This window comes from Flavobacterium sp., from assembly GCF_036405015.1.
GTDB lineage: Bacteria > Bacteroidota > Bacteroidia > Flavobacteriales > Flavobacteriaceae > Flavobacterium.
Genome location: NZ_DASWYK010000042.1, coordinates 1 through 20,959 on the forward strand (window position 1 = coordinate 1; position 20,959 = coordinate 20,959).

General features: G+C 32.8%; 17 protein-coding genes. 9 read left to right on the plus strand and 8 right to left on the minus strand.

What is annotated here, in order from left to right:
• The 7 genes from VGE71_RS03330 to VGE71_RS03360 form a co-directional block, all read right to left on the minus strand.
• Positions 1-1,386, minus strand: a 1,386-nt coding sequence (locus tag VGE71_RS03330; RefSeq protein ID WP_331137026.1) for a hypothetical protein, incomplete at its 3' end; no start/stop codon positions are given.
• Between the two features lie 24 nt (positions 1,387-1,410).
• On the minus strand, positions 1,411-3,387 hold the full coding sequence (locus VGE71_RS03335) for a TlpA disulfide reductase family protein (RefSeq protein WP_331137027.1): 1,977 nt from the start codon (positions 3,385-3,387) through the stop codon (positions 1,411-1,413).
• An 11-nt stretch (positions 3,388-3,398) separates the two neighbouring features.
• On the minus strand, positions 3,399-4,754 hold the full coding sequence (locus VGE71_RS03340; protein ID WP_331137028.1) for a RagB/SusD family nutrient uptake outer membrane protein: 1,356 nt from the start codon (positions 4,752-4,754) through the stop codon (positions 3,399-3,401).
• Between the two features lie 18 nt (positions 4,755-4,772).
• The gene (locus tag VGE71_RS03345) at positions 4,773-8,345 is read right to left on the minus strand and encodes a SusC/RagA family TonB-linked outer membrane protein (protein ID WP_331137029.1); all 3,573 of its coding nucleotides are present in this window, start codon (positions 8,343-8,345) and stop codon (positions 4,773-4,775) included.
• 177 nt (positions 8,346-8,522) lie between these two features.
• Positions 8,523-9,590, minus strand: coding sequence for a FecR family protein (locus VGE71_RS03350; protein WP_331137030.1), 1,068 nt, complete (start codon positions 9,588-9,590; stop codon positions 8,523-8,525).
• A 76-nt stretch (positions 9,591-9,666) separates the two neighbouring features.
• Complete coding sequence (locus VGE71_RS03355) at positions 9,667-10,212, minus strand: RNA polymerase sigma factor (RefSeq protein ID WP_331137031.1); 546 nt, start codon at positions 10,210-10,212, stop codon at positions 9,667-9,669.
• Positions 10,213-10,477: 265 nt separating this feature from the next.
• Positions 10,478-12,019 (minus strand): tetratricopeptide repeat protein, encoded by a 1,542-nt coding sequence (locus tag VGE71_RS03360; protein ID WP_331137032.1) that lies wholly within the window; start codon positions 12,017-12,019, stop codon positions 10,478-10,480.
• A gap of 619 nt (positions 12,020-12,638) precedes the next feature.
• Here VGE71_RS03360 and VGE71_RS03365 point away from each other — a divergent pair.
• Entirely contained in the window at positions 12,639-13,082 is a 444-nt protein-coding gene (locus tag VGE71_RS03365) for an isochorismatase family protein (protein ID WP_331137033.1), read from the plus strand.
• Here VGE71_RS03365 and VGE71_RS03370 read toward each other — a convergent pair.
• Positions 13,074-13,277, minus strand: coding sequence for a hypothetical protein (locus VGE71_RS03370; RefSeq protein ID WP_331137034.1), 204 nt, complete (start codon positions 13,275-13,277; stop codon positions 13,074-13,076). The genes VGE71_RS03365 and VGE71_RS03370 overlap by 9 nt on opposite strands.
• Before the next feature lie 271 nt (positions 13,278-13,548).
• Here VGE71_RS03370 and VGE71_RS03375 point away from each other — a divergent pair, with 271 nt between their 5' ends.
• From VGE71_RS03375 to VGE71_RS03410, 8 genes are all read left to right on the plus strand, one after another.
• Positions 13,549-13,920, plus strand: coding sequence for a hypothetical protein (locus VGE71_RS03375; RefSeq protein ID WP_331137035.1), 372 nt, complete (start codon positions 13,549-13,551; stop codon positions 13,918-13,920).
• A gap of 298 nt (positions 13,921-14,218) precedes the next feature.
• Positions 14,219-15,142 (plus strand): hypothetical protein, encoded by a 924-nt coding sequence (locus VGE71_RS03380; RefSeq protein ID WP_331137036.1) that lies wholly within the window; start codon positions 14,219-14,221, stop codon positions 15,140-15,142.
• Positions 15,143-15,146: 4 nt separating this feature from the next.
• Positions 15,147-17,126, plus strand: a complete 1,980-nt coding sequence (locus VGE71_RS03385; RefSeq protein ID WP_331137037.1) for a TonB-dependent receptor — start codon at positions 15,147-15,149, stop codon at positions 17,124-17,126.
• Between the two features lie 6 nt (positions 17,127-17,132).
• Positions 17,133-17,516 (plus strand): hypothetical protein, encoded by a 384-nt coding sequence (locus tag VGE71_RS03390; RefSeq protein WP_331137038.1) that lies wholly within the window; start codon positions 17,133-17,135, stop codon positions 17,514-17,516.
• Positions 17,517-17,721: 205 nt separating this feature from the next.
• On the plus strand, positions 17,722-18,597 hold the full coding sequence (locus VGE71_RS03395) for an MbnP family protein (protein ID WP_331137039.1): 876 nt from the start codon (positions 17,722-17,724) through the stop codon (positions 18,595-18,597).
• Positions 18,598-18,661: 64 nt separating this feature from the next.
• Positions 18,662-19,678 carry a cytochrome-c peroxidase gene (locus tag VGE71_RS03400; protein WP_331137040.1) on the plus strand — a complete coding sequence of 339 codons (1,017 nt, stop codon included), beginning with the start codon at positions 18,662-18,664 and terminating at the stop codon, positions 19,676-19,678.
• A 170-nt stretch (positions 19,679-19,848) separates the two neighbouring features.
• Positions 19,849-20,091, plus strand: a complete 243-nt coding sequence (locus VGE71_RS03405; protein ID WP_144213435.1) for a hypothetical protein — start codon at positions 19,849-19,851, stop codon at positions 20,089-20,091.
• Between the two features lie 226 nt (positions 20,092-20,317).
• Positions 20,318-20,908 (plus strand): Crp/Fnr family transcriptional regulator, encoded by a 591-nt coding sequence (locus tag VGE71_RS03410; protein WP_331137041.1) that lies wholly within the window; start codon positions 20,318-20,320, stop codon positions 20,906-20,908.
• Positions 20,909-20,959: the final 51 nt, after the last annotated feature.

Consider the following 20,959-nt stretch of genomic DNA (forward strand, 5'->3'; position numbering starts at 1 on the left):
TCCATTGTTTAACCATCCAGCAATTCCGTATGGCACAGGAGTGCGTCCCATGTCTTTTTCTTGATCCTTAAGAGAATATGGAATTCCAGTTGGAATATTTTTAAATTCAGTTGAAGATCCGTCTGTTTTGTACGATTGCCACGCTTCTTGTTTTTCATCAAAAAATAAAGCAAAAGTTCCAGTTGGATTCCAGAATGGCGTAGACCCAATTCCTTCTTTTATCAATTTTTCTTTTCCAGTTTCCGCATCAATAATATACAAATCGTTTCTTTCTGTAAATGTCCAATCTACTTCGACAGTATATTTATCGTTTACAAATTTGAACAATTTAGGATAGTCAGTTGCATCAGGATGACTGATATTCGAGTAATGATTATCGCTGATTTTGATGCATTTTTTTTCCTTTAAGTCATAAACATATAAAGGATCTTTAGCAGAAGCTTTTTCTCCGCGAACCTTTGCCAGTCTGCGTTCCATAGAACCTTCGTTCCATTTCCAGATATCAATATCTGATTTTTTGATACGATTATTTGGATATTGATTTGATGCCGATTTAACATCTAAATATACAAAACGTGTATTTTCTGTGAACGGATAAGCCGATCTTGAAAATTTATAGTTTTGATCTTCCAATTTAATGGAATTAAAATCTAAAACTTCTTTTTGTGAATTGTTTTTTAAATTGAAATAATGAAGCGCATCAACCTCTTTTGACGGATCAGATTTTGTTGTAAACGTACCTTCTAATTCATTACTATTAATTGAAAAATCACCAAAATTAGCAACTGAACCGTTGTAAATTTCTTTGTACGGACCTTTTAAATCTCCATATTTCAATACAATTGAATTGTTATTTACTTGTGTGAAGATAATTTTTTGTCCACGAAGCATTTTAGACGATTTGATATTGTTGATTACGATACTATCGTTTTTAGCCAAATCAAAAAAGACTAATTTGTTGGAGTTATTTCCATCTTTTCCCATTTGAAAATGACTGAAATACAAATAATTCGTTCCTTCAAGAGTCTGCGTATAATCTGTAGTTTTCCAGACTTTTTTGTTTCCGGTTGCTAAATTATGCAAGTATGTAACATTGTTTTCCTGATACATTAAAATATCGCCAGTTCCCACAAAGTTCGCATCACCAATTTTTTCTAAAGTCAGTTTTTTACCAGATTTGGTATTGACGATAAACGTTTCAGGTTTTGATTCTTTTTCGGCATCTTGAAAAGCAGTTTTGTACAAAGCCCAGTTTCCGTTATAAGAAATTTTGTTTGTGCCAACACGTTGCCAGGATTGGTAAGCAATGCTGTCAACTGCTTTTTTCTGAGCAGATAAACTATGTACACTCAAAGCGAGTGCACATAGTAAAACTATTTTTTTCATATTTTTTTGATTTTCGAAAAGCAATTATTCGTTCTTTAAAGCATTGATAACGTTTGTCAATTCATCTACCAATTGTCCTGGATTTCCAGAATATCCTTCAGATGTAAAACGAATTTTTCCGTCTTTGATCACCACTTTTCTTGGAATTCCGCTTGATTTAAAAATCTGAGCGTAATTGGTAAAAGAAGCATTATTTGTACCGCCTCCTTTTTTTACTAAATCAAAGTAAGTAGTGATTTTTAACCCTTTTTCTTTTAAATAAGCCAAAGCTTCTTTTTTGTATCCTTCTTTAGTTTCCTGAGTACTGATAAAATAAATTTCTACCTGCTTATCCTCTTTGTAGTTGTTTACCAACTGTTGCATTGCTGGAAACGCTTTTTTACAAGGTCCGCACCAAGTTGCCCAAAAATCGATTACAATAATTTTACCGCTGTTTAAAGCCAAATCTTTTGTTTTTCCGTCTGCAGACTGCACTTTAATTGCTGGTGCAGCGATATCAATCAAAGCGATTTTTTCTTCAGCTTTGTTTTCTTTTTTCAATTGCTCTAAGTAAGCAGGGAAATCGGCTTCTTTTTTGCCTTCTTTTAAATACGCTTCTTTCAATTTAGCAGTTAATCCTTCAGACAAAGTATTCGCTTTTGCTGCATTTTTCAAAACCTCAATAATTGGTTTGTTTAACGCTTCTAAAGCTCTTACATGAATATCGTTGATACTTGCTTTTTCGTAACGTTTTTCAAACGGAAGTAATTCAAAAGTCTCTAAAACTTCTTTGTATTTTTTCAGCATATCGTACATACGAATCTGAATTACCAATTCGTTGTTAAGCTGTGTTTTTGCATTCTCAGTTGCCTGATTTGGTGACCAGTAAATTCCCTGCATATAAGACATATCGTTTACTTTTGCCTGCATCTGTTTGATGATCGGCACAGCCATAGTTTCGATAACTTCTGGTTCTACCGATTTTAGATACAAAGCTTTAGAGATGTTTTGATGGTAGGCATCATTTAGATTAGCAAAATTCATATTTGGAATCATAGCCAAAATAGTTTTGTAATCTTTGTTTCCGAAATAGTAAGTAAACTGCGATTTTGTAATGTTGTCATAGAAATACTGTTGTGATGGTGGTACTTCAGAGCTGTATGGAAAATCAGCTAAAAACTGTGTCATTGCTTTATTTCTTTCTGTCGCATCTGCAATCGGCATGATTTTTTGATACGCTTTTAATCTTACAAACGCTCCTTTTGGAAACTGTTTTACAATTACATTTTCAACAGAATCTGCTTTTGTTTTGTTCTTTAAATCATACAAATAAATGTGATGGACTTTTAGATAAACCTCTTCAGGCATTCCTTTGGTATTTTTTGTAAAATCTCCCAAAAAACGAGTTCCTAATTCCTGAAATTTTTCAGGTTTTTGTACTTTAAGAACTTGGAAATAAGTATCAAAAAACTCTGGAAATCTGTTTCCATTATCCGCAACTTCTTTTTTTAACCAATATTCTGTAGCATCGCCATCAATAGAAAAATCTTTAAAGTAGCCTCCAAACTGACCGTTAAAGTCTTTGTTTCTAAAAGTAGCCCAAGCTAAATCGGCTCCTGGCATTTTTACTTTTGGTTCTTTAAAAGCAACTAGCATATAACCTTTATCTTGGTTGGTATCTGTAACCAATCCATTTTCGGTATTGCCGTAGAATTTGAAAGCCATAAAAGCACAGTTTTTTGGAACGGTGAAATCGGCGCTGTAAACAGCGCCATTTTTCTTCACTTTAAGGTCTTCGATTTCCCATCTGTAATCATTGAAAACATAAGCATAACCGCTTATATTTTTAACGTTTTCTAATGGTCCACCTTTTGGATCGTATGTCATGCTAAAAGTCGCTCCCGGAATCGGAATGTCTACCATTCCTTGTAATCTGGATTTCACTTCTTGACTCGTAACCTGTAAGGTAAAAGCGCAGAACGCCAGTACCAATAATTTGATATTCTTAATTTTTGTAAACATTGTAAGTTTTTTTATTTCCCTAACTCAGGGTTTAGATCGATATAATTTTGATTGATTGGGAATACATATCCGTCGCTGTTTGGGGCTAGAGTATAAGTGGTTCCTTTGAAAGTTCGTGTGTATGTTTTCTGAAAAGCAGGGTCAAGATTTAATCTTCGTTGATCAAACCAACGGAAACCTCTTCCGATAAATTCTTTTTGTCTTTCGGTCAAAACAAGATTTAAAGCTTCGGTGTTGGTTGACGTGCTAACTTGATACGCAGTGTTGGCTTTGTAGCGTTTTGCTCTTAGAATATTTAAATAATCAACTGCTTTTTGAGTTTGTCCTGCTCTAGCATAACATTCTGCAGCGATTAAGTACATTTCTGGAACAGAAACTCCGACATTGATTCCGTTAGTGGGGCTGTATCTTGGAATTCCGTACCCTCGTCCAGTGAAAGTTGGGAAGAAATTTGTTCCTGGAGCAGTGTAATAATTATAACGTAAATCGTCTGCACTATAGCTGTTTAATAATTCTGTAGATAACGGCGCACCATTATAAGAGAGCAGTAAAGTTTTGGAAAAAATAACTTCAGGATTCTGAATCAAAACAGGATAACTTGAAGTTGTAGCAAATGATTTAAAATCGATCAAGCCATTTTGCATTTCTAACGCTTTCTCTGCATTTTCAAGGCTCAATTGGTATTGTCCCATATAAAGATACGTTCTAGCCAGTAATGCATAAGCTGCTATTTTTGATGGAATTACATTAAATGGAGGCGTATCCTGAATATCATTTGCCAAAGCACTTTTTAAATCAGAAATAATTTGATCGTAAACTTGTCCAACAGTACTTCTGTCTAATGATGAAAATAGTTCCGGTTTCAATAATAACGGAACCGCTTTTTCTGAATTTGCAGATGCTGGATCAAATTGTGGTCCGTAAGTATTTACCAATTGCAGATAAGCAAACGCTCTGTGTACAAAGGCTTCAGCATAGATTTCTTTTTTCTCAGCATCTGTTCCTTTTTCGCTGCCCATAACACCGTCTAGAATTACGTTACTGTAATAAACGGCTTTGTATAAACCTATCCAGTCAGCATCACCTTGAGAAGGATCGTAGATTCTATCTTGCCAAGTGTAACTGTTTGCCCAAATGGTATTTACACCGTTTTGGTACGTCGTAGGAAATTCTACATCGGCATTGGCTAATAAATAAATACCTCCAGAGCCGCTAATGTCATTATAAGCATTAGCAAGACCTCTGTAATCTGAAGTATATTTTAAAATTCTGTTGTTTCCAACTTGCTCCACTTCAACATAATCTCTACAAGAGTTTAGTAGTAGAAGTGCAGGCAACATATATAGTGTGAATTTAAGAAATTTCATAAAATCTGTTTTTTAAAATTAAAAACTGCAGTTAAACTGTAAAGTGTACGTACGCTGTGGAGGAAGTGTGTTGTAGTTGTTGCTTGACAAATACTGAGGGTCAATTCCTAAATCGTTTTTAACCCATAACAATCCTAAATTCCTTGCAGCGAAATTGAAGCTCAATGATTTGATAAAAGTTTTTTCTAACCATTGGTTTGGTACGTTGTAGCCTAATGAAATTTGCTGTAATCTAATGTTATCCGCAGGAAGCACATTGATATCTGCCATTTGGAAACGGTTCAAACTATTAAAGCTAATATTGGCTAAACCAGGAACATTTGTAGTCGCTTCGTCTCCGGCTTGTCTCCAACGATCTGCAATAAGTTCGTCTTTGGCAACTGCACCGTATTGTACTCCTGTGTATGACGGATAATTTTGTAAAACAGGATTTCTAAAAACATGTCCTAAATAATACGTTACTTGAACTCCTAATCTGAAGTTTTTGTATGAGAAATCATTCATTAAACCTCCAAAATAAGGAGCAAATGTTGTTCCCATGTATTTAAGATCTTCTTTATCAATTGTTGCGATTCCTTGACTAGAATTTACAATTGTACCGTCTTTTTTGCTTACAGTAGATTGTCCGTTAGCATCTAATCCCGCCCAGTCGTAAGCATAGATGTATCCAATTTTTTTACCTTCAGTTGTTACACCAGACAAATATTGGTTAGTTGTAGTTGCTTTAAAACGAGAGTCTGTAACTTCATTTGTATTGTATGAAAAGTTAAAACTACTGTTCCATTTAAAGGCTGAGTTTATAATTACTCCAGAAAGATTCAAGTCTACACCATGTCCTTCAAGTGTTCCAGTGTTATAATTTAAAAAACTCCATCCAGTTGTTGGGTTGAATGGTAAACTGGTTAAAATATCTTTTGATTTTTTATAGTACACATCAACACTTCCGCGTAAGCGATTATTAAAAAATCCGTAGTCTAAACCAAAGTTAAGCGTTGCTGTAGTTTCCCATTTAATATCTGGATTTTCAGGTAATGAAATACTCGCAGTTGGCAATTGTGTGTTAAAATCAACAGAACCAACACTGATCACAGCGCTCTGACTTCCAAAACCTCCACCTGGTGCACTTCCTGCTTTACCATAAGTAACTCTTAAAGCTAAATCGCTTAACCAGTTTGCATCTCTTAAGAAAGATTCTTTATTGATATCCCATTTAGATCCTAAAGACCATAACGGTAATGCTCTGTTTTTTCTAGAAGCGCCTAATAAATTATAATCGTCAAAACGAATACTTCCAGAAAGATGATATCTGTTCATGAAATCGTAAGAACCTAAACCGTAGTATGATAAATAACGGTCACGATATTTGCTGATACTGTTATCAGAAGTCCCAATAATATTTGTCCATCCGTAAATGGTAGTATAATAAACCGTTGGGTTTACAGATTGTGATGAATTGGTATCGGTATTATATCCAAAAAATCTCTGACTTGAACCTTCTCTGCGTTCTTCTCTAATTTCTGAACCCGCTAAGAAATGAAGACTATTATTGTCATTAAAATTTTTGTTGATATTCATTTGAATACGCATACTTTGCGAATCATTGTCAGATAAAGTATTGTATAAATAAGAACCAACAGGAATTCCGTACACTAATTTTCCAGCTGTACTTACAGAAGTAGCTTCATTAATTAGATTTCTAGAATAATAACTGTCTAATTCGCTTAAAGATTTGGTTTTGTTTGTAATTGAAGTATACATTCCAGACGCTTCAAAATTCAACCAATTGGTTACGGTAGCTGTTAAACTTGCATTTAATCTGATGTTTTCTCCTTTTGTGATAACATTAGAATAATTTAATTCGTCTAAGTAATTGTAAGTCCACGGAAGATATCCTTTTGATTCAAATCCTTTTGCAACTTCTGGTCTGAAAATAATGTAACGATCAATGCCGTTTCCATTTTCATCAGCAATCATATCGTAAGGTCGCAATGCAAAATTAGATACATTAGATAATGCTTCGTTTGCCGTAGTGTTTACTTGAAAAGAAGAAGAAACGTAGTTAACTCCAGTATTTAATTTTAAAAACTTTTTCAGCTGAAAAGAGTTGTTAAGCGTAATATTATAAGAGCTTGATTCATTTCCTCTCATTGCAGCTTCGTCTTTATTATAACCTAAAGACAAATAATAAGTGCTTTTATCGCTTCCGCCGCTTACAGATAAATCGTATTGCGTTGTTGCTGAGTTTCTTAATAAATATTTATTGATTTGACTAAGATTGTCATTTTGAGATAATTGGTTTAATAATTGATCTCTTTGTGTAAGTGAAATTTCTCCTCTTTGTTGTCTGAACATGATTTCCTGAGCAGCGCTAGGATTTTTAGCGTAGCCAGAATTAATAGTGTTATTAATATTATCTACAACAAATCCGCCTGAAACTAAATCTTTTTCGTAGTCAATATACTGAGCGGTATTCATTACACGCAGTTTGCTAAGATCCATTCTCTCACCAATGCTAGTTGTGGTGCTAAAGCTGATGGTTGGGTCTGCTTTTTTACCTTTTTTTGTTGTAACTACAATTACTCCATTAGCGGCACGAGAACCCCAGATAGAACTTGCAGCAGCATCTTTTAGAACCGAAATGCTCTCAATGTCATCAGGATTAATGTAACTTAAGATAGAAGCACCTGGAACACCTCTTTTACTAAAAAAGAAATCATTTATCGGCTGTGGAAAACCATCAATTACAACAAGCGGACTTCCGACACCAGCGTAATTATTTGTTCCGCGAACTGTAATAGAACCAGTACGTGGATCAACGTTTACACCAGCAATTTTTCCTTCCAATCTAGACTGGATATCTACTGTTGGAACTTCTGCCAATTCTTTAGCTCCAATAACGCCTATAGAACCAGTAACTCTTTCTTTTGGAATTTCAGTATAACCGTTAGACGCTACAATTTCAACACTGTGAAGCTCCATAACATCTGGAACCAATGTTGCATCAATCACTTTTTTATTGTTTACGGCAACAGTTACCGTTTTATATCCTAAAGAGCTGAAAACGATTGTATCATTTGGAGCAACTCTCATTCGGTAATCACCTTCTTTACGGGTAATGTCCCAAGTTTGTTTTCCTTTTAAAACAACATTTACACCAGCAAGAGGAGCACCTTTTTTATCGGTTACTTTTCCTGTTAGTTCGTATTCTATTTGTTCTGCTTTCTTTTTATTTCTTTTTACAACAACTTGTTTATCAATAATATCATAAGTAAGATTGTTACTTTTTAAAGCATTATTTAAAATTTCTTCTAGGGTTGCGTCTTTGTCCAACGTAATAGTATTGGCAGATTTAAGAACATCATCATTATAGAAGAAGACATAGTTCGTCTGTTTTTCTAAAGTAGAAAAAACGTCGGTTAGTGGAGTGTTCTTGAAACGAACATGTATTTTATTTTGTCCTAAAGAAGGGTTTGCATATAAACTACACATACTTATCCAGATAAATGCAGTAACAGATCTCATAAGCAGCAGATATAGGTAATAGTGGTTTCGTCCAGAAAAATACTTTTCTGAATTATGTTTTTTATTCATAATTTTGTTTTGATTTAAAGATGTAGTCGATTAGCGTCGACTGCTGTTCTACAATGCCGAAAGATGTTAGCGCATCTTTTGGCTTTTTTTTTGGTTAGTCTTTACAAATAAGGTTGATATGTTTATTTTTGGTCTTATATCATAGGCATTTGGTGGTTTTAGAATTGATTTTTTTATTTATTTAATTGTAATAGTTCTTTGGTTTGCGTTAACAGTACAGTTGCTATTGGTGATACTCGATAAAGTAGTCGCCAGCGAATTAAGATTTTCATTTAAAGAAAGAGAACCTGAATAATTAGCCTCAAGATTTAAATTGTCACCTTTGATAAATTGAATTTTATAATATTTTGAAAGCTTGTTTAAAATATCATTCAAAGACTGACTTTTGAAGGTAAAATAGCCTTCTCTCCAAGATAATATCGAAGCCACATCTTTTCGTTCTACCTTAATCTGTTTTTTATCTTTATTGATGGTCGCAATCATTCCAGGAGTTAAATCTTCCTGAATTTCCTGATTGTTTAAGAATCCTTTTTTGTTGTATGTAATTCTAACTTTTCCTTGTAGTAAAGCGGTTTGAACCGTTTCGTCTTCTAAATAAGAACTTACATTAAATACAGTTCCAAGAACACGTACATTACATTCTTTCGTTTTTACAAAGAAAGGTTTGGTTTTATCATGTGCGACATCAAAAGCTGCTTCACCAGTTAAATACACTTCACGAATCGATCCGTCAAAATGAGTTGGATAAATTAATGATGAACCTGAATTCAGCCAAACGGTTGTTCCGTCGGTTAAAACAATCTGAGTTCTTTTTCCGTAAGGAACACGAACGGTATTAAAAGCAGAGTTGTCATTAGAATTCGTATTGATCGCTTTTTGTCCAACCGTAACTTTTTCTCCATCTTTTCCGTAACTGATAACTGTACTATCCTGCACCGAAATAGTCTGTTGATCTTGTAAAACAAGAGAAATGTTTTCTAAATCAACATTTGATTCAGTCGATTTTGTATTCGCAGCAAATTGCTCTAACGCGGTTTGAGGTTTGCTGCTTTCATTAGCTGTACGATTTACGAATACAGATAATGAAACTAATAATGCGACACTAGCAGCGGCAGAGTACGCCAGAAATCTTTTCTTCTTCCTGCGCCTAGATTCTTCCTGCTCTAGTTCGATTAGTCCAAGACGAATTTGATTCTTTAAAGAATCTTTTTCATCGTTCGATATTTTATTAAAATTAATTTGCAAGGCGATGTTTTTATGGGGTATATATTTACTAAGAGAACAACTCTTTGAAAACATAGACAAAAAAAATAACCTTTTTTTAAAGTTTTTTTCGAAGTTCTTTCAAACATCTGTAAATCAGTGTTCTGCAAGACTCAATAGAAATGTTTAAAATAGAAGCAATTTCCTCATAAGGTTTGTCTTCGTTAAATCTGTAGAACAATGCTTTGCGCTGTTTTTCGGTAAGTTCCTGCATCGCAAACGCCAATCTGGAGTTAAGAGCGGCATTGTTTTCTTCTTCAATCAAAGTATCTTCAAAAGAGAGTTCTTTTAAGATAACTGAATCATAATCAGAGGAAATAGAAAATATTTTTCGAGCAGCTTTGTGCTTTTTCAAAACATTTCGCTGTGTGATTTTAAACAGATATGATTTTACATTTACACTTTCGGCAAGACCGCTTCGATATTTATAAATGTCTAGAAAAACATCCTGAATAGCGTCTTTAGCAATAGAAGTTTCGTTAGTATATTGTAAAGCAAAAGTAAGTAAAACATCAGCGTAGTTGTCATACAGCTGCTCAAAGGCGGAAATATCACCTTTTTTGATCTGCTGCCATAAAAAAATATCTGATGTGGTATTCTCCATTTAAGGAACAAAATTGCTATTGTTTTTAGAGCAAATCTATAACTTTTATCAGTTGATTAAATAATATTTCGAATTTTTCGCATCATTTTGGTGATTTTGGTCAAAATAATGGCGATAATTTTGTTAAAATGAGTTTTGTTGAATTGTAGAAATATCGTTATCGAAGAAAAAGAGTTCGTAATAACAATTACTCTTTTTCTTAACATTCTTGCAAACTAAATCAGTTCAAAACGCGATGTAGAATAAATATCTTAAGTCCGTAACATTATTTGTCTTCGCTATTATTTTGAAGATAGGTAATAAAAGTTAGGGGAGAAACTCCTGTGATTTTTTTGAATGTAATGGTAAAACGGGTATGAGAAGCAAAACCTGCCTGATCGGCCAGATAACTAATTTTATATTTCAAATAAGTTGGATCGTTTTTTAAACGATCGACAATGTAATTGATCTTTAATTCATTAATATATCCCGCAAAATCTTTTGATTTATGCTTATTGATGACATAAGATAAATACCTGTGATTGACATTTAATTCTGTAGCAACCGAATTCAAAGAAAGCGTTTTATCAAGATAAGAAAGGGAGTTTTCAAATTCTTCTAAATTTTGTAAAATACTGTTTTCAGCCGCTTCCGACATATATTCTTTAGAAACGTCTTTTTTGCTTTCTGTTTTTAGTTCTTCAGTTGAAGCAGATGGGTTGTTATCAATAAAAGCTTTTATTTTTTTATAATCTTGTTTTCTTTTAAAGAAGTAAATGCCAACCGTAAGTAAAATAACAAACAGACTAATGAAAATAAAAATCAGTTTATTTTTTTGATTTTGAGATTCCGTATCCAAATGACTTTTATGAAGCGATTTTATCAAATCATCTGCAATAACTTTATTATTAGTGCTTTCAGCTTTGCTTAATTTTAAATTCTTTTCGTTGTAAACAATGTATTTTTTGGTATCGGTCAATTTATAAAATTCCATTAGCGAACTATAAATCTCTTGTTTTAATGCCGCGTAATCTGATTTTTCTGCGATATCTTCCGCTTTTTTATAATGAAAAAGTGCTTTTTTAAAATCTTTCTTTGCCACATAAACATCCGCCATTCCATTATAAATAAAACCTCTCATTGGGCTGTCATAAGAAAAAGAATTTTTAAGTTCTTTTTCTGCTTTGTCATAATGAAATAAAGCAGAATCTAGTTTTTTTAATTCCAGATAATTTTTAGCAATAAGCTCGTCATTAATGGCAATTTGATAATTTTTATCGCTAACAGAGGCTGCTTTTTCAAATAGATGAATTCCTTTTTTAAGATGCGAAATTGCCTTAGAATAATTAGAATCGTGCAATTCATAACAAGCTAGTTCTTGTGATAAATTTCCCTGAAAACGATACATTTCGCTTTCATCTTTTATTTTTTTGCTAACTGCAACCGCTTTATTGAGATAGGTTTTTCCAATATGATAGATTTCATTTTCACGATAGAGCGATGCCATAAATCCGTAGATTTTGGCTTGAGTTGCATAATTTGCCTCTAGTAAAGCGATTTTTTCAGCTTCTTTTAAAGCATTGATCGCTTCATTATGAATTCCGTACTGATATAGAATTTGAGCTTTAAGTATTCGTGTATTTATTTTATCAGAATTGGTTTTTGCAATTTTATACAAATAGTCAGTATTGCTTAGTGCCTTTTTTGGATTTGAACTTAACAAAACCTGGTACGTTTCTGTATAAATTTTTTCGAAAGTAGATTGCGAATAAGAGAGATAATTCGAAAGAAAAAAAGTAAAAAGGAGGAGAGTATTTTTTAATTGCATGTGGTATTGGGTTGTAATTTAAAAAGAACAAGACTTCTTTATAATTCTTGGCTCTATTTAATTGAATTTAGCTTATAATAGGAAGGGGTAATTTAACTAATATTTTTCAAAATTTAACAGACTCTTTATTTTCTTAACAACATTAAATCTTTATGTGTTATAACTTCTTTTAAAATTTTTAGAAAAAGAGTCTTCTTAAACATCAAATTGCAGTACAGCTACTTATAGCAAGAGATTTTATAAAGAAAATACTGTTTTTGTTAAGTTGTTGTATCATAAATGTTTAATGCTTTTTCTATCAGAAAAGTATTTTATTTATTGCGTAATTGGTAAAGAAACGTTCTCTTTTTCCCTGTTTCAAATTAGTAGTTTCGCAATCCAATTTTAGAAGAAAATTTTCTTTTTTAAAAGGCTATTTTTTGTTGGACTGCCGGTTTCTGATCAAAAGCTGCAAAATTTTTCCAAATAAATTTATTCTCGTTTAGCAATCAATCCTGTCTGGGGCAGGCTCTAGAGGGGTCCGGAGTATATTTGATTTTAAGCTTGATATAATTTAAGAATAACTGAGCACTTGAAACCGGCAGTTTTTTTAAGAATCAAATAAAAGTAATATACCGTAATGAAAAGAAAATATAAAAAATCGGCATTATTGTTAATAGAAATACAAAATGATTACTTCTATAAAGGAAAAATGGAGTTTAAAGGCAGCTATGAAGTTGCCGCCAAAGCAAAGAAAACTTTAGATTCTTTTAGAAAAAAAAGAAAATCCGTTATTCATATACAACATATTGCATTAGATAAAAATGCTTCTCATTTTGTTTTGGGCACAAACGGAGCAGAAATATATGAAGATGTTGCACCAATTGAAGGTGAAATTATAATCGTAAAAAATACTCCGAATGGTTTTATAGAAACAGATTTATTAGAATATTTAAAAACCAATCAGATTGAGAATTTAACTATTGTCGGAATGTTAAATGATATGTCCAACGATCCGACTGTTCGAACGGCTAAAGATTTGGGGTTTAACGTACAGTTGATTGAGAAAGCATTATTAGTTTAAAATATCTTCTTCAGGATCGCATATATTCGGTTCCTCAGAGGTAAAATCAGCCAGTGGATTTTCGATTTTATCGTCCCAATCTCCCCAGTCTCCTTGGTAAGATCTTCTAAATATCAATTCATTGTTGTCGCCACTACAAACACTTGTTGTGCATATAAAGCGACTTTTGCTTTTATTAGTTTGAGAAGTTTCCATGATGTTAGAGTATTAAGTTAAGTTTATTCAAAAGTAGACATGCGTCAGGTAAGTTGCTTATATAATTAGTCAAATTTGTTGTCAAATTATCATGTAACAGGTTTATAATCAGTTGTTTTTTGTTTTCATTTTTTGGTTTTGAAAGTTTGAAAAAGAACTTTTGAAATGTATAAATAAGATAATTTTATCTTTTATTGAATAAAAAATCAGATTTAGTTAAAATAAATACAAAATAGTATGTACTTTTGTTGCCAAAATAGACAACAAGCAGTTGAAAAGATTAATTATCATAGTACTTTCCGTTTTAATTTTATCTCCATCATTTGGCAGCTTGTTCGTTTATGCTTCATTCAAAATCAATCAGAAAGAAATCGCCAAAACTATTTGTGTGCAACGTAAGCAGGCATTCAATAGCTGTAACGGACGATGTGAACTTCAAAAAAGCATCAAAAAATATTCTGATAACGAAAAGAAAATGCAGGACAGTTTAAAAGATAAATTAGAGTTAGTGTATGTTCAAAACGCTGCTGAAATTGTTTTAAACGTAATCTCTACTGTTGAGTTAAGAGAAAATACTGCTACTTTATTCGTAAAGAAACCTATTGGGGCTTCTAATCTTACTTTTCACCCTCCGCTGGTGTAACTTTTCTTTAAGATCACTTTTTTTATTGTAAAGAGGTTAGGTCATTGATTTTAGTTTCAATGATGTAAAACATAGTATATTTTCATTTGGTAGTAAATGAATTTATTTTAGAATTTCAGTTTATTCGATTGAACTCTCCTTCTAGAGCAATAATTTTTGATCTTATTTCAAGTAATTGAAAAGATACTTTAAACGTATTTTTCAATTAAAACCTCCATTTAAATTTCACGGCATTTAGGCTCTCAGAATCTGATGGTTTTGTGCTGCATTTTAAACAGTTTTCAAACATTCATTACAAATGAAATCTTTTAAATTTTTGGTGATTGCATTATGGTGTGCAATTACTTCCTGTACAATCGACAAAACAGACTACGAAGCAGAGATTGGTTCTCAAGTTCCAGAATACTATGAGTTTAAAGAAGCGGCTTCTTTAACAAGTGGTAACTACAAAATTAGTATTGAAGCCCTAAACGGAACATTTTATAAAGGCTACAACGAACTTCATTTTAAGATTGTCAATACACAAAACAATCAAAGTGTAACTGCATCAGAAGTTACTTTTTTACCCATTATGAGTACAACTGACGGAAGCAAAACTTCTTGTCCGCATGAGTATGATGTTAAGTATGATGCTGCGAATAAATATTTTGTAGGATATTCGGTATTTACAAGTGAAAGTGCTGCAACAAATAGCTGGAAATTATATGTAAGTTTTACCGCTGAAAATCAGAAATACGAAGTGACTAAAGATGTTTCTGTTGAAAAACAAAGCAATAAAAACCTCAATATGACCACTTTTACAGGAAAAGATAACGAACAATATGTTATTGCTTTGATTGCACCACAAAAGCCAAAAGTAGCAGAAAATCCAATTGTTGCGGGAATTTACAAATACAATAAACCAACAACTACTGCGGGAATTTTTCCAGATCCGACTCAGTTTTCTTATTCAGAAGTCGTTGGTTATACCTTAAAATTAGACCCAAGAATGCCAGAACCTTCAATGGGAAATCATTCTTCTCCTAATAATCAGGATTTGACACAGCAAAACGACGGTTTATATCACGGAGTGGTTAATTATACGATGACAGGAAACTGGACGCTGAACTTAATTATGATGAATCAAAACGGATTAATTTTAAAAGGAACGGTAGTTCCAACAGATTTTACACCTGGAGTAGAAGGTGTTAAGAGCGAATTATATATTGATACTTTATTCTAAAAACATGAAATATATTTTAATGTTACTTTTTTTGGGAGTGTCAGTAACTGCTCAAAACACACATGCACATCACGACAGTATTAAAAATTTAGAAGAAGTAAAGGTAAAAAGTGCGGCTAAAAAGAAGATTGAAACCGAAATGAAAATGGCGGTTTCTGTTGATGAGTTTTTATCTTCTTCGGATAATATCAGCTTTATTAAACGTGGCGCTTATGCTTGGGAACCTTTATTGAACAATATGAGTACAGAACGTTCTACAGTTACTATTGACGGAATGCACGTTTTTGGGGCTTGTACCGATAAAATGGACCCAATTACGTCTTATGTCGAAAGTAATAATCTTTCGACTATTGATATAAAATCTGGACAGGAGGGAAGTCTTCACGGTTCAACCATTGCGGGAAGTATCGATTTAAAAAGAAAAAGCACGCCTTTCGGATTAGCAAAAAAATGGAACGGAGCTTACCAAAGCGGATTTGAGTTTAACAACAAACAGTTTTTCAATCTTGGAAATGTTGCGTATTCAGGTGAAAAATTTGTTGCTGAAGGGAGTATTTCCTATCGAAAAGCCGACAATTATTATGATGGAAACGATAACGAAGTAAAACATTCACAATATAAAAAGTTCAATACTTCATTAGGATTTGCTTATAAAACTACCGATTTATCATCAGTAAGATTGGATGCGATTTTTGATATGGCAAAAGATGTTGGTTATCCAGCGCTTCCAATGGATTTATCGCTTTCTCGTGCTTTGATTACATCAGCTTCTTATAAACAATTGTTTGAAGAAGGATTGGTTAATGTGGTGGATTCAAAAATTTATTTCAATGCGATAGAACATTATATGGATGATACCACGCGTCCTGAAAATCTGGTTCATATGGATATGCCAGGCTGGAGTACAACCTATGGTTTGGTTTCTAAAGCCAATTTGAAAAAGAATAGTTACTCGTCTGAAATACAGTTGAATGCTTACGATAATTTATCGATTGCAGAAATGAGAATGTATCCTCAGGATCGCAGCGAAAGAACCATGTTTGCTTACAGCTGGCCTTGGGTAACAACACGTTACGCAGGACTTTCGATGAATAATTCTTGGGAGCTTTCAGAGAAAAGTCAGGTGAATTTGGGAGGTTCTTTGGGTGTGAATTACAATTATTCAAAATATGTAGAATTCAACTGGATTTTTCATCCAGGCGCATCACAGGAAAAAACGAGATTTTTGCCAAGTCTTCATGCGGGGTATAATTTAGATATCGATCATTTTAATTTTTCTGTTGGAACAGGTTACGGACACAGAGCACCATCTGTTTCTGAAGGCTACGGATATTACATCTACAATAGTTTTGACCGTTATGATTATATCGGAAATCCTGATTTAAAAAATGAAATTTCGTATGAAGGAAATGCATGCGCAGGTTTTAAAAACGAGAGATTAAGTATTCAAGGGAAAATCAATTATTTCTACATTCAAAACTACATCATTGGTAGAATTTTGAGTATGGGAAGTCCGATGAATTATCAATCAGTTGGTGTAAAAGGATATACGTCATTAGATTATGCAACGCTTTTGAATATGTCAATGAACGCGAGTTATGATATTTTGGAACATTTACATTGGAAAGGAACGTTGACTTACGCCCGCGGAATGGATAATAATGGAGGAAATCTGCCTTTTATTCGTCCGTTGAGTTATCAAACTTCGCTTCATTTTATGCATAAAAACTTCGGAATTCAGACTTCTGTAAATGGCGATTTTGAGCAGATTAATTTTAGCCCTGAATACGGAGAAGATTTAACAGGAGCTTATACAATCTGGAATATTTCAGCCGATTATTCTTTTAAAATTAATAAAGTAAAAACCGTAGTTCAGGTTGGCGCTGAAAATTTATTAAATGAATATTATAGCACTTATGCCGACTGGGGAAATATTCCAAGAATGGGACGTAATATTTTCACTTCTTTAAAATTCAACTTCTAATACAAAATGAAAAAAGTTTTTAGTTTCACAATGATAATCTTATTGCTGTTGGTTTCTTTCCAGCAAGCATTGATTATTGTGCACTTTAAACTGAACCAGCAAAGTATTGAAAACGAATTTTGCGTCAATAAAGCCAAACCAGAATTGCAGTGTCACGGAAAATGTCATTTAAAGAAAGAACTCGAAAAATCGGATCAGAAAAGTGATTTAGAACTTACGAGCATTAGTAAAAGTATTGATATTGTTTTGACTTCGGAAATTGAATTTAAATGCCAGATTATAAGAATATTAAATTCAAGAAAAGTATTAGTTTATAAAGAAATGGGACAAACAGAACCTTGTCTCGAAATTTTTGTACCGCCGCCTATTTTATTTTTTACTAAATGTTGAAAACATTTTTAACACATAGAAACATAGATATATTTCGATGCTTAATAAATAGACTACGAAAAGAAACTAGTTTCTAAAACATAGCTATGTTTGTTAATGCAAGTGAAACGCCTTTTATAAAGCTATAAAACTATGTTTCTATGTGTTAAAAAAATTTCAGAGACAAATTTTAAATAATAAAATAGAAATACAAAAAATTATAAAAATGCAAAATTTAAAAAAATACCTTTTACTATCATTGGCCTCTTTGGCATTCATATCTTGTTCAAGTGATGATGACAATCCAGCGGCAAACAATTTGACTTTAGAATTTAATAATACTTTCAAAAGTACCACAATTGTTTTAGGAAACGCGGCCTCAACCACTGCAACAACAAATACTTCGGCTTCTGGACAAGTGCATCATTTTTCTGAATTGAAATATGTAATCAGCAACATCCGTCTGATCAAAGACAACGGAGATGAAGTTCCATACAATGTAAATGATTTAGATAAAGGTGCGACAGTAATCGATCAGTCAAAAACGGCTTCGTTAAGTTATATTTTAAGTAATGTACCATCTGCAACTTACAAACAGATCAAATTTGGTTTAGGAATTAAACCAGAGCAAAATACTTTAGATCAGGTTAGATTTCCTAATTTCTATGCAGCTGCTGGAGCAAATGACACTGCAATGATGTGGGAATGGGGAAGTGGTTACCGTTTTACAAAAGTAGAAGGTTTTTATGGTACTGATAATAAAGCCATGTCAATTCATACCGGAAGTACGGTTGAAGGAACAAACGGAACTCCTGCAACGTACACACAAGGTGTAAATGCATATCGTGATGTAACTTTAAATCTGACTACAAATGCGGTAGTAGGAAGTAAAGCGCCAAAAATCAAAATCAATGCAGATTTTGATAAATTGTTAAGCGGTAAAACCAATACAATTACACTTTCTACAGGAACTGGAATGAACGATAATGCAACTCCAAATGTTCATACAGCGGCTCAAATGGTAAAATTTGTAGACAATTTAGGTGGAAACGGAACAAGTGATATCTCAGGAATGTTTTCTGTTTCTAGTGTAGAAAACTAAAATCATAATACAGAACCGTTTGTTATTTAGAAAGGCAGACGGTTCTGTTTTAAATTCATTTAAAATGAAAAAAATAATTGTTTTCATATCGATTGTACTGTCATTAGCGTCTTGTAGCAATGAAGATTCTGATATGATTGCTATTGATAATCCAGAAATAGCTTTAAATATTCCGTCTGATTTCCCAAAATTAAATGCTTTTGTTAGTCAAAACAAACCAACTAAATATGGTGTAGAATTGGGTGAAAAGCTTTTTGCCGATAAAAGATTCAGTGCAGACAATACGATTTCGTGTTCCAGCTGTCATATTCAGGCAAATGCTTTTACAGATCAGCATGCTCAAGCTGTTGGAATTGAAGGCAGAATCGGACTTCGAAATACGCCCTCGATTCAAAATTTGGCTTTTATGAAGTTTTACAATTGGGATGGAAGTAAGCTGCAATTAGAAAATCAGCCTTTGGTTCCTATAATCACACATGAAGAAATGGATTCTTCTATTTTGGATGTGATCAATAAAATTAAAGACGATGCGGTTTATAAAGATTTATTCAAGAAAGCTTTTGGAGATGAAAGTGTTACGCCCGACAAAATTTATAAAAGTATTGCGCAATTTGAATACACCTTAATTTCTGCCAACAGCAAATACGATAAAGTAAAAAGAAAAGAAACCTCTTTTACAGAAAGCGAATTACAGGGTTTTCAAACCTTTCAGCAGAAATGTGCGAGTTGTCATGCAACAGAATTGTTTACCGATCAAAGTTTTAGAAATATTGGTTTTCCTTTAAATACAGATACCAATGAAGCGGGTAGAGGAAGAGTTACAGGAATTCCTTCCGATTTTATGAGTTTTAGAGTTCCGTCTCTGCGAAATGTTGAATATACGGCTCCTTATGGAAGTTTTGGACAGTTTTCGAATTTAAGAGCTGTTTTAGATTATTTTGATAATGGCGTTTTGGATGCTGATAATCTTGATCCAATTTTTAAAGAAAATGGAAAGAGAATTCCGCTTACAGAGCAAGAAAAAGATAATCTTATCGCTTTTATGAAAACTTTGAGTGATACGCAATTTGTTGGAAAATAGTTTGCAAACGCCTTATTTATATGATATTTTTAATTTCTTTTTATGAAACAAATTGTTTATAAGGTGTTGATAAATAATAGGTTGTGACCTGTGTTAAAATATTAGTTTGATTCATTAATTGTTTTACATTTATAATGAGATGACAATTAATTAATTTAAAAAATTTGCATATGGGAAGAGCTATAAAACTACAGGTTCGCAAAGAATTAGATGGCAGACAGCAATTTAACTTAATTAAATTGAAAGGTACTTTAATTACTAAAGGTTACACCGAAATTATTCACATCAGCGACAAGGATGAAGAATTTCATATTAACTCTTTCGAGACCGAAGCAAAAAATGAAGTAAAAGAATTTATTTTAGATTTTATCGTCAAAGAAAATCTAAGTAATACGATTAGTGTTCTTGTGTAATAAACTTTAAACAGAATATTACACAAAAACATTTTTAGAAGTAAGATATAGCTCTAGAAAGAATTGTATTTTTATCCAGATAATTGTTCTGATTCTTGAAAATTATCTAATTTCTTGTCCCAAATCTCCCCAATCTATTACCTAATTTTACGAAATAACCATTCGTTATTATCTTCTGCACAAATGCTGATGCGATTTGTTGTAGGTAACACAATTTTAAAACTAAATGGAATCAGATATAGAAGCATTTCTAAATTCAGTTAAACAAATTTGTCCCAATGTGACAGATGATGAACTGGCGCAGTATGCTTCAAAACTTACTATTGAAGAGTTTGACAAAAAAGATTATTTTCTTCAATTCAGGAAAGTGCAAAAATGTATTGGTTTTGTGGTAAATGGTTTGGTTCGCTCCTCTTTTGTAGATAAAGATGGAAATGAAATTACCGTCGGTTTTTATTCCGAAGGAGATTACGCAACACATTATCCTGCCTTTATCACACAACAACCCAGTAAATATTCGATTCAATGTCTGGAACCGACAACAATGGTTTGTCTTTCTTATGAAAACATGCTGTGGATTTACGAACATTTACCCAATTTGGAAAGATACGGTCGATTAGTTGCTGAAGAAATTTTAAAACGACAACAGGCACGCATTGAAAGCTTCATATTTCAAACCGCTGAAGAACGTTATCTCGATTTTATAAAACACCATTCTGGACTGTTTAACAGAGTTTCTATTTCTCATCTCTGTAGTTTTTTAGGTATTGAAAGACAGTCGCTTACCCGAATTCGACAAAAATTAGCCCATCAATAATATTTTGACACATTTGTGTCAGGAACGCCCTCGCTTTATTTAAAATCTTTG

Coding starts and splice junctions, on each gene's coding strand:
- VGE71_RS03365 (WP_331137033.1), top strand. CDS start 12,639: ATGAAAAGAAAATATAAAAAATCGGCATTATTGTTAATAGAAATACAA.
- VGE71_RS03345 (WP_331137029.1), bottom strand. CDS start 8,345: ATGAATAAAAAACATAATTCAGAAAAGTATTTTTCTGGACGAAACCAC.
- VGE71_RS03340 (WP_331137028.1), bottom strand. CDS start 4,754: ATGAAATTTCTTAAATTCACACTATATATGTTGCCTGCACTTCTACTA.
- VGE71_RS03400 (WP_331137040.1), top strand. CDS start 18,662: ATGAAAAAAATAATTGTTTTCATATCGATTGTACTGTCATTAGCGTCT.
- VGE71_RS03410 (WP_331137041.1), top strand. CDS start 20,318: ATGGAATCAGATATAGAAGCATTTCTAAATTCAGTTAAACAAATTTGT.
- VGE71_RS03405 (WP_144213435.1), top strand. CDS start 19,849: ATGGGAAGAGCTATAAAACTACAGGTTCGCAAAGAATTAGATGGCAGA.
- VGE71_RS03355 (WP_331137031.1), bottom strand. CDS start 10,212: ATGGAGAATACCACATCAGATATTTTTTTATGGCAGCAGATCAAAAAA.
- VGE71_RS03390 (WP_331137038.1), top strand. CDS start 17,133: ATGAAAAAAGTTTTTAGTTTCACAATGATAATCTTATTGCTGTTGGTT.
- VGE71_RS03380 (WP_331137036.1), top strand. CDS start 14,219: ATGAAATCTTTTAAATTTTTGGTGATTGCATTATGGTGTGCAATTACT.
- VGE71_RS03335 (WP_331137027.1), bottom strand. CDS start 3,387: ATGTTTACAAAAATTAAGAATATCAAATTATTGGTACTGGCGTTCTGC.
- VGE71_RS03370 (WP_331137034.1), bottom strand. CDS start 13,277: ATGGAAACTTCTCAAACTAATAAAAGCAAAAGTCGCTTTATATGCACA.
- VGE71_RS03385 (WP_331137037.1), top strand. CDS start 15,147: ATGAAATATATTTTAATGTTACTTTTTTTGGGAGTGTCAGTAACTGCT.
- VGE71_RS03360 (WP_331137032.1), bottom strand. CDS start 12,019: ATGCAATTAAAAAATACTCTCCTCCTTTTTACTTTTTTTCTTTCGAAT.
- VGE71_RS03395 (WP_331137039.1), top strand. CDS start 17,722: ATGCAAAATTTAAAAAAATACCTTTTACTATCATTGGCCTCTTTGGCA.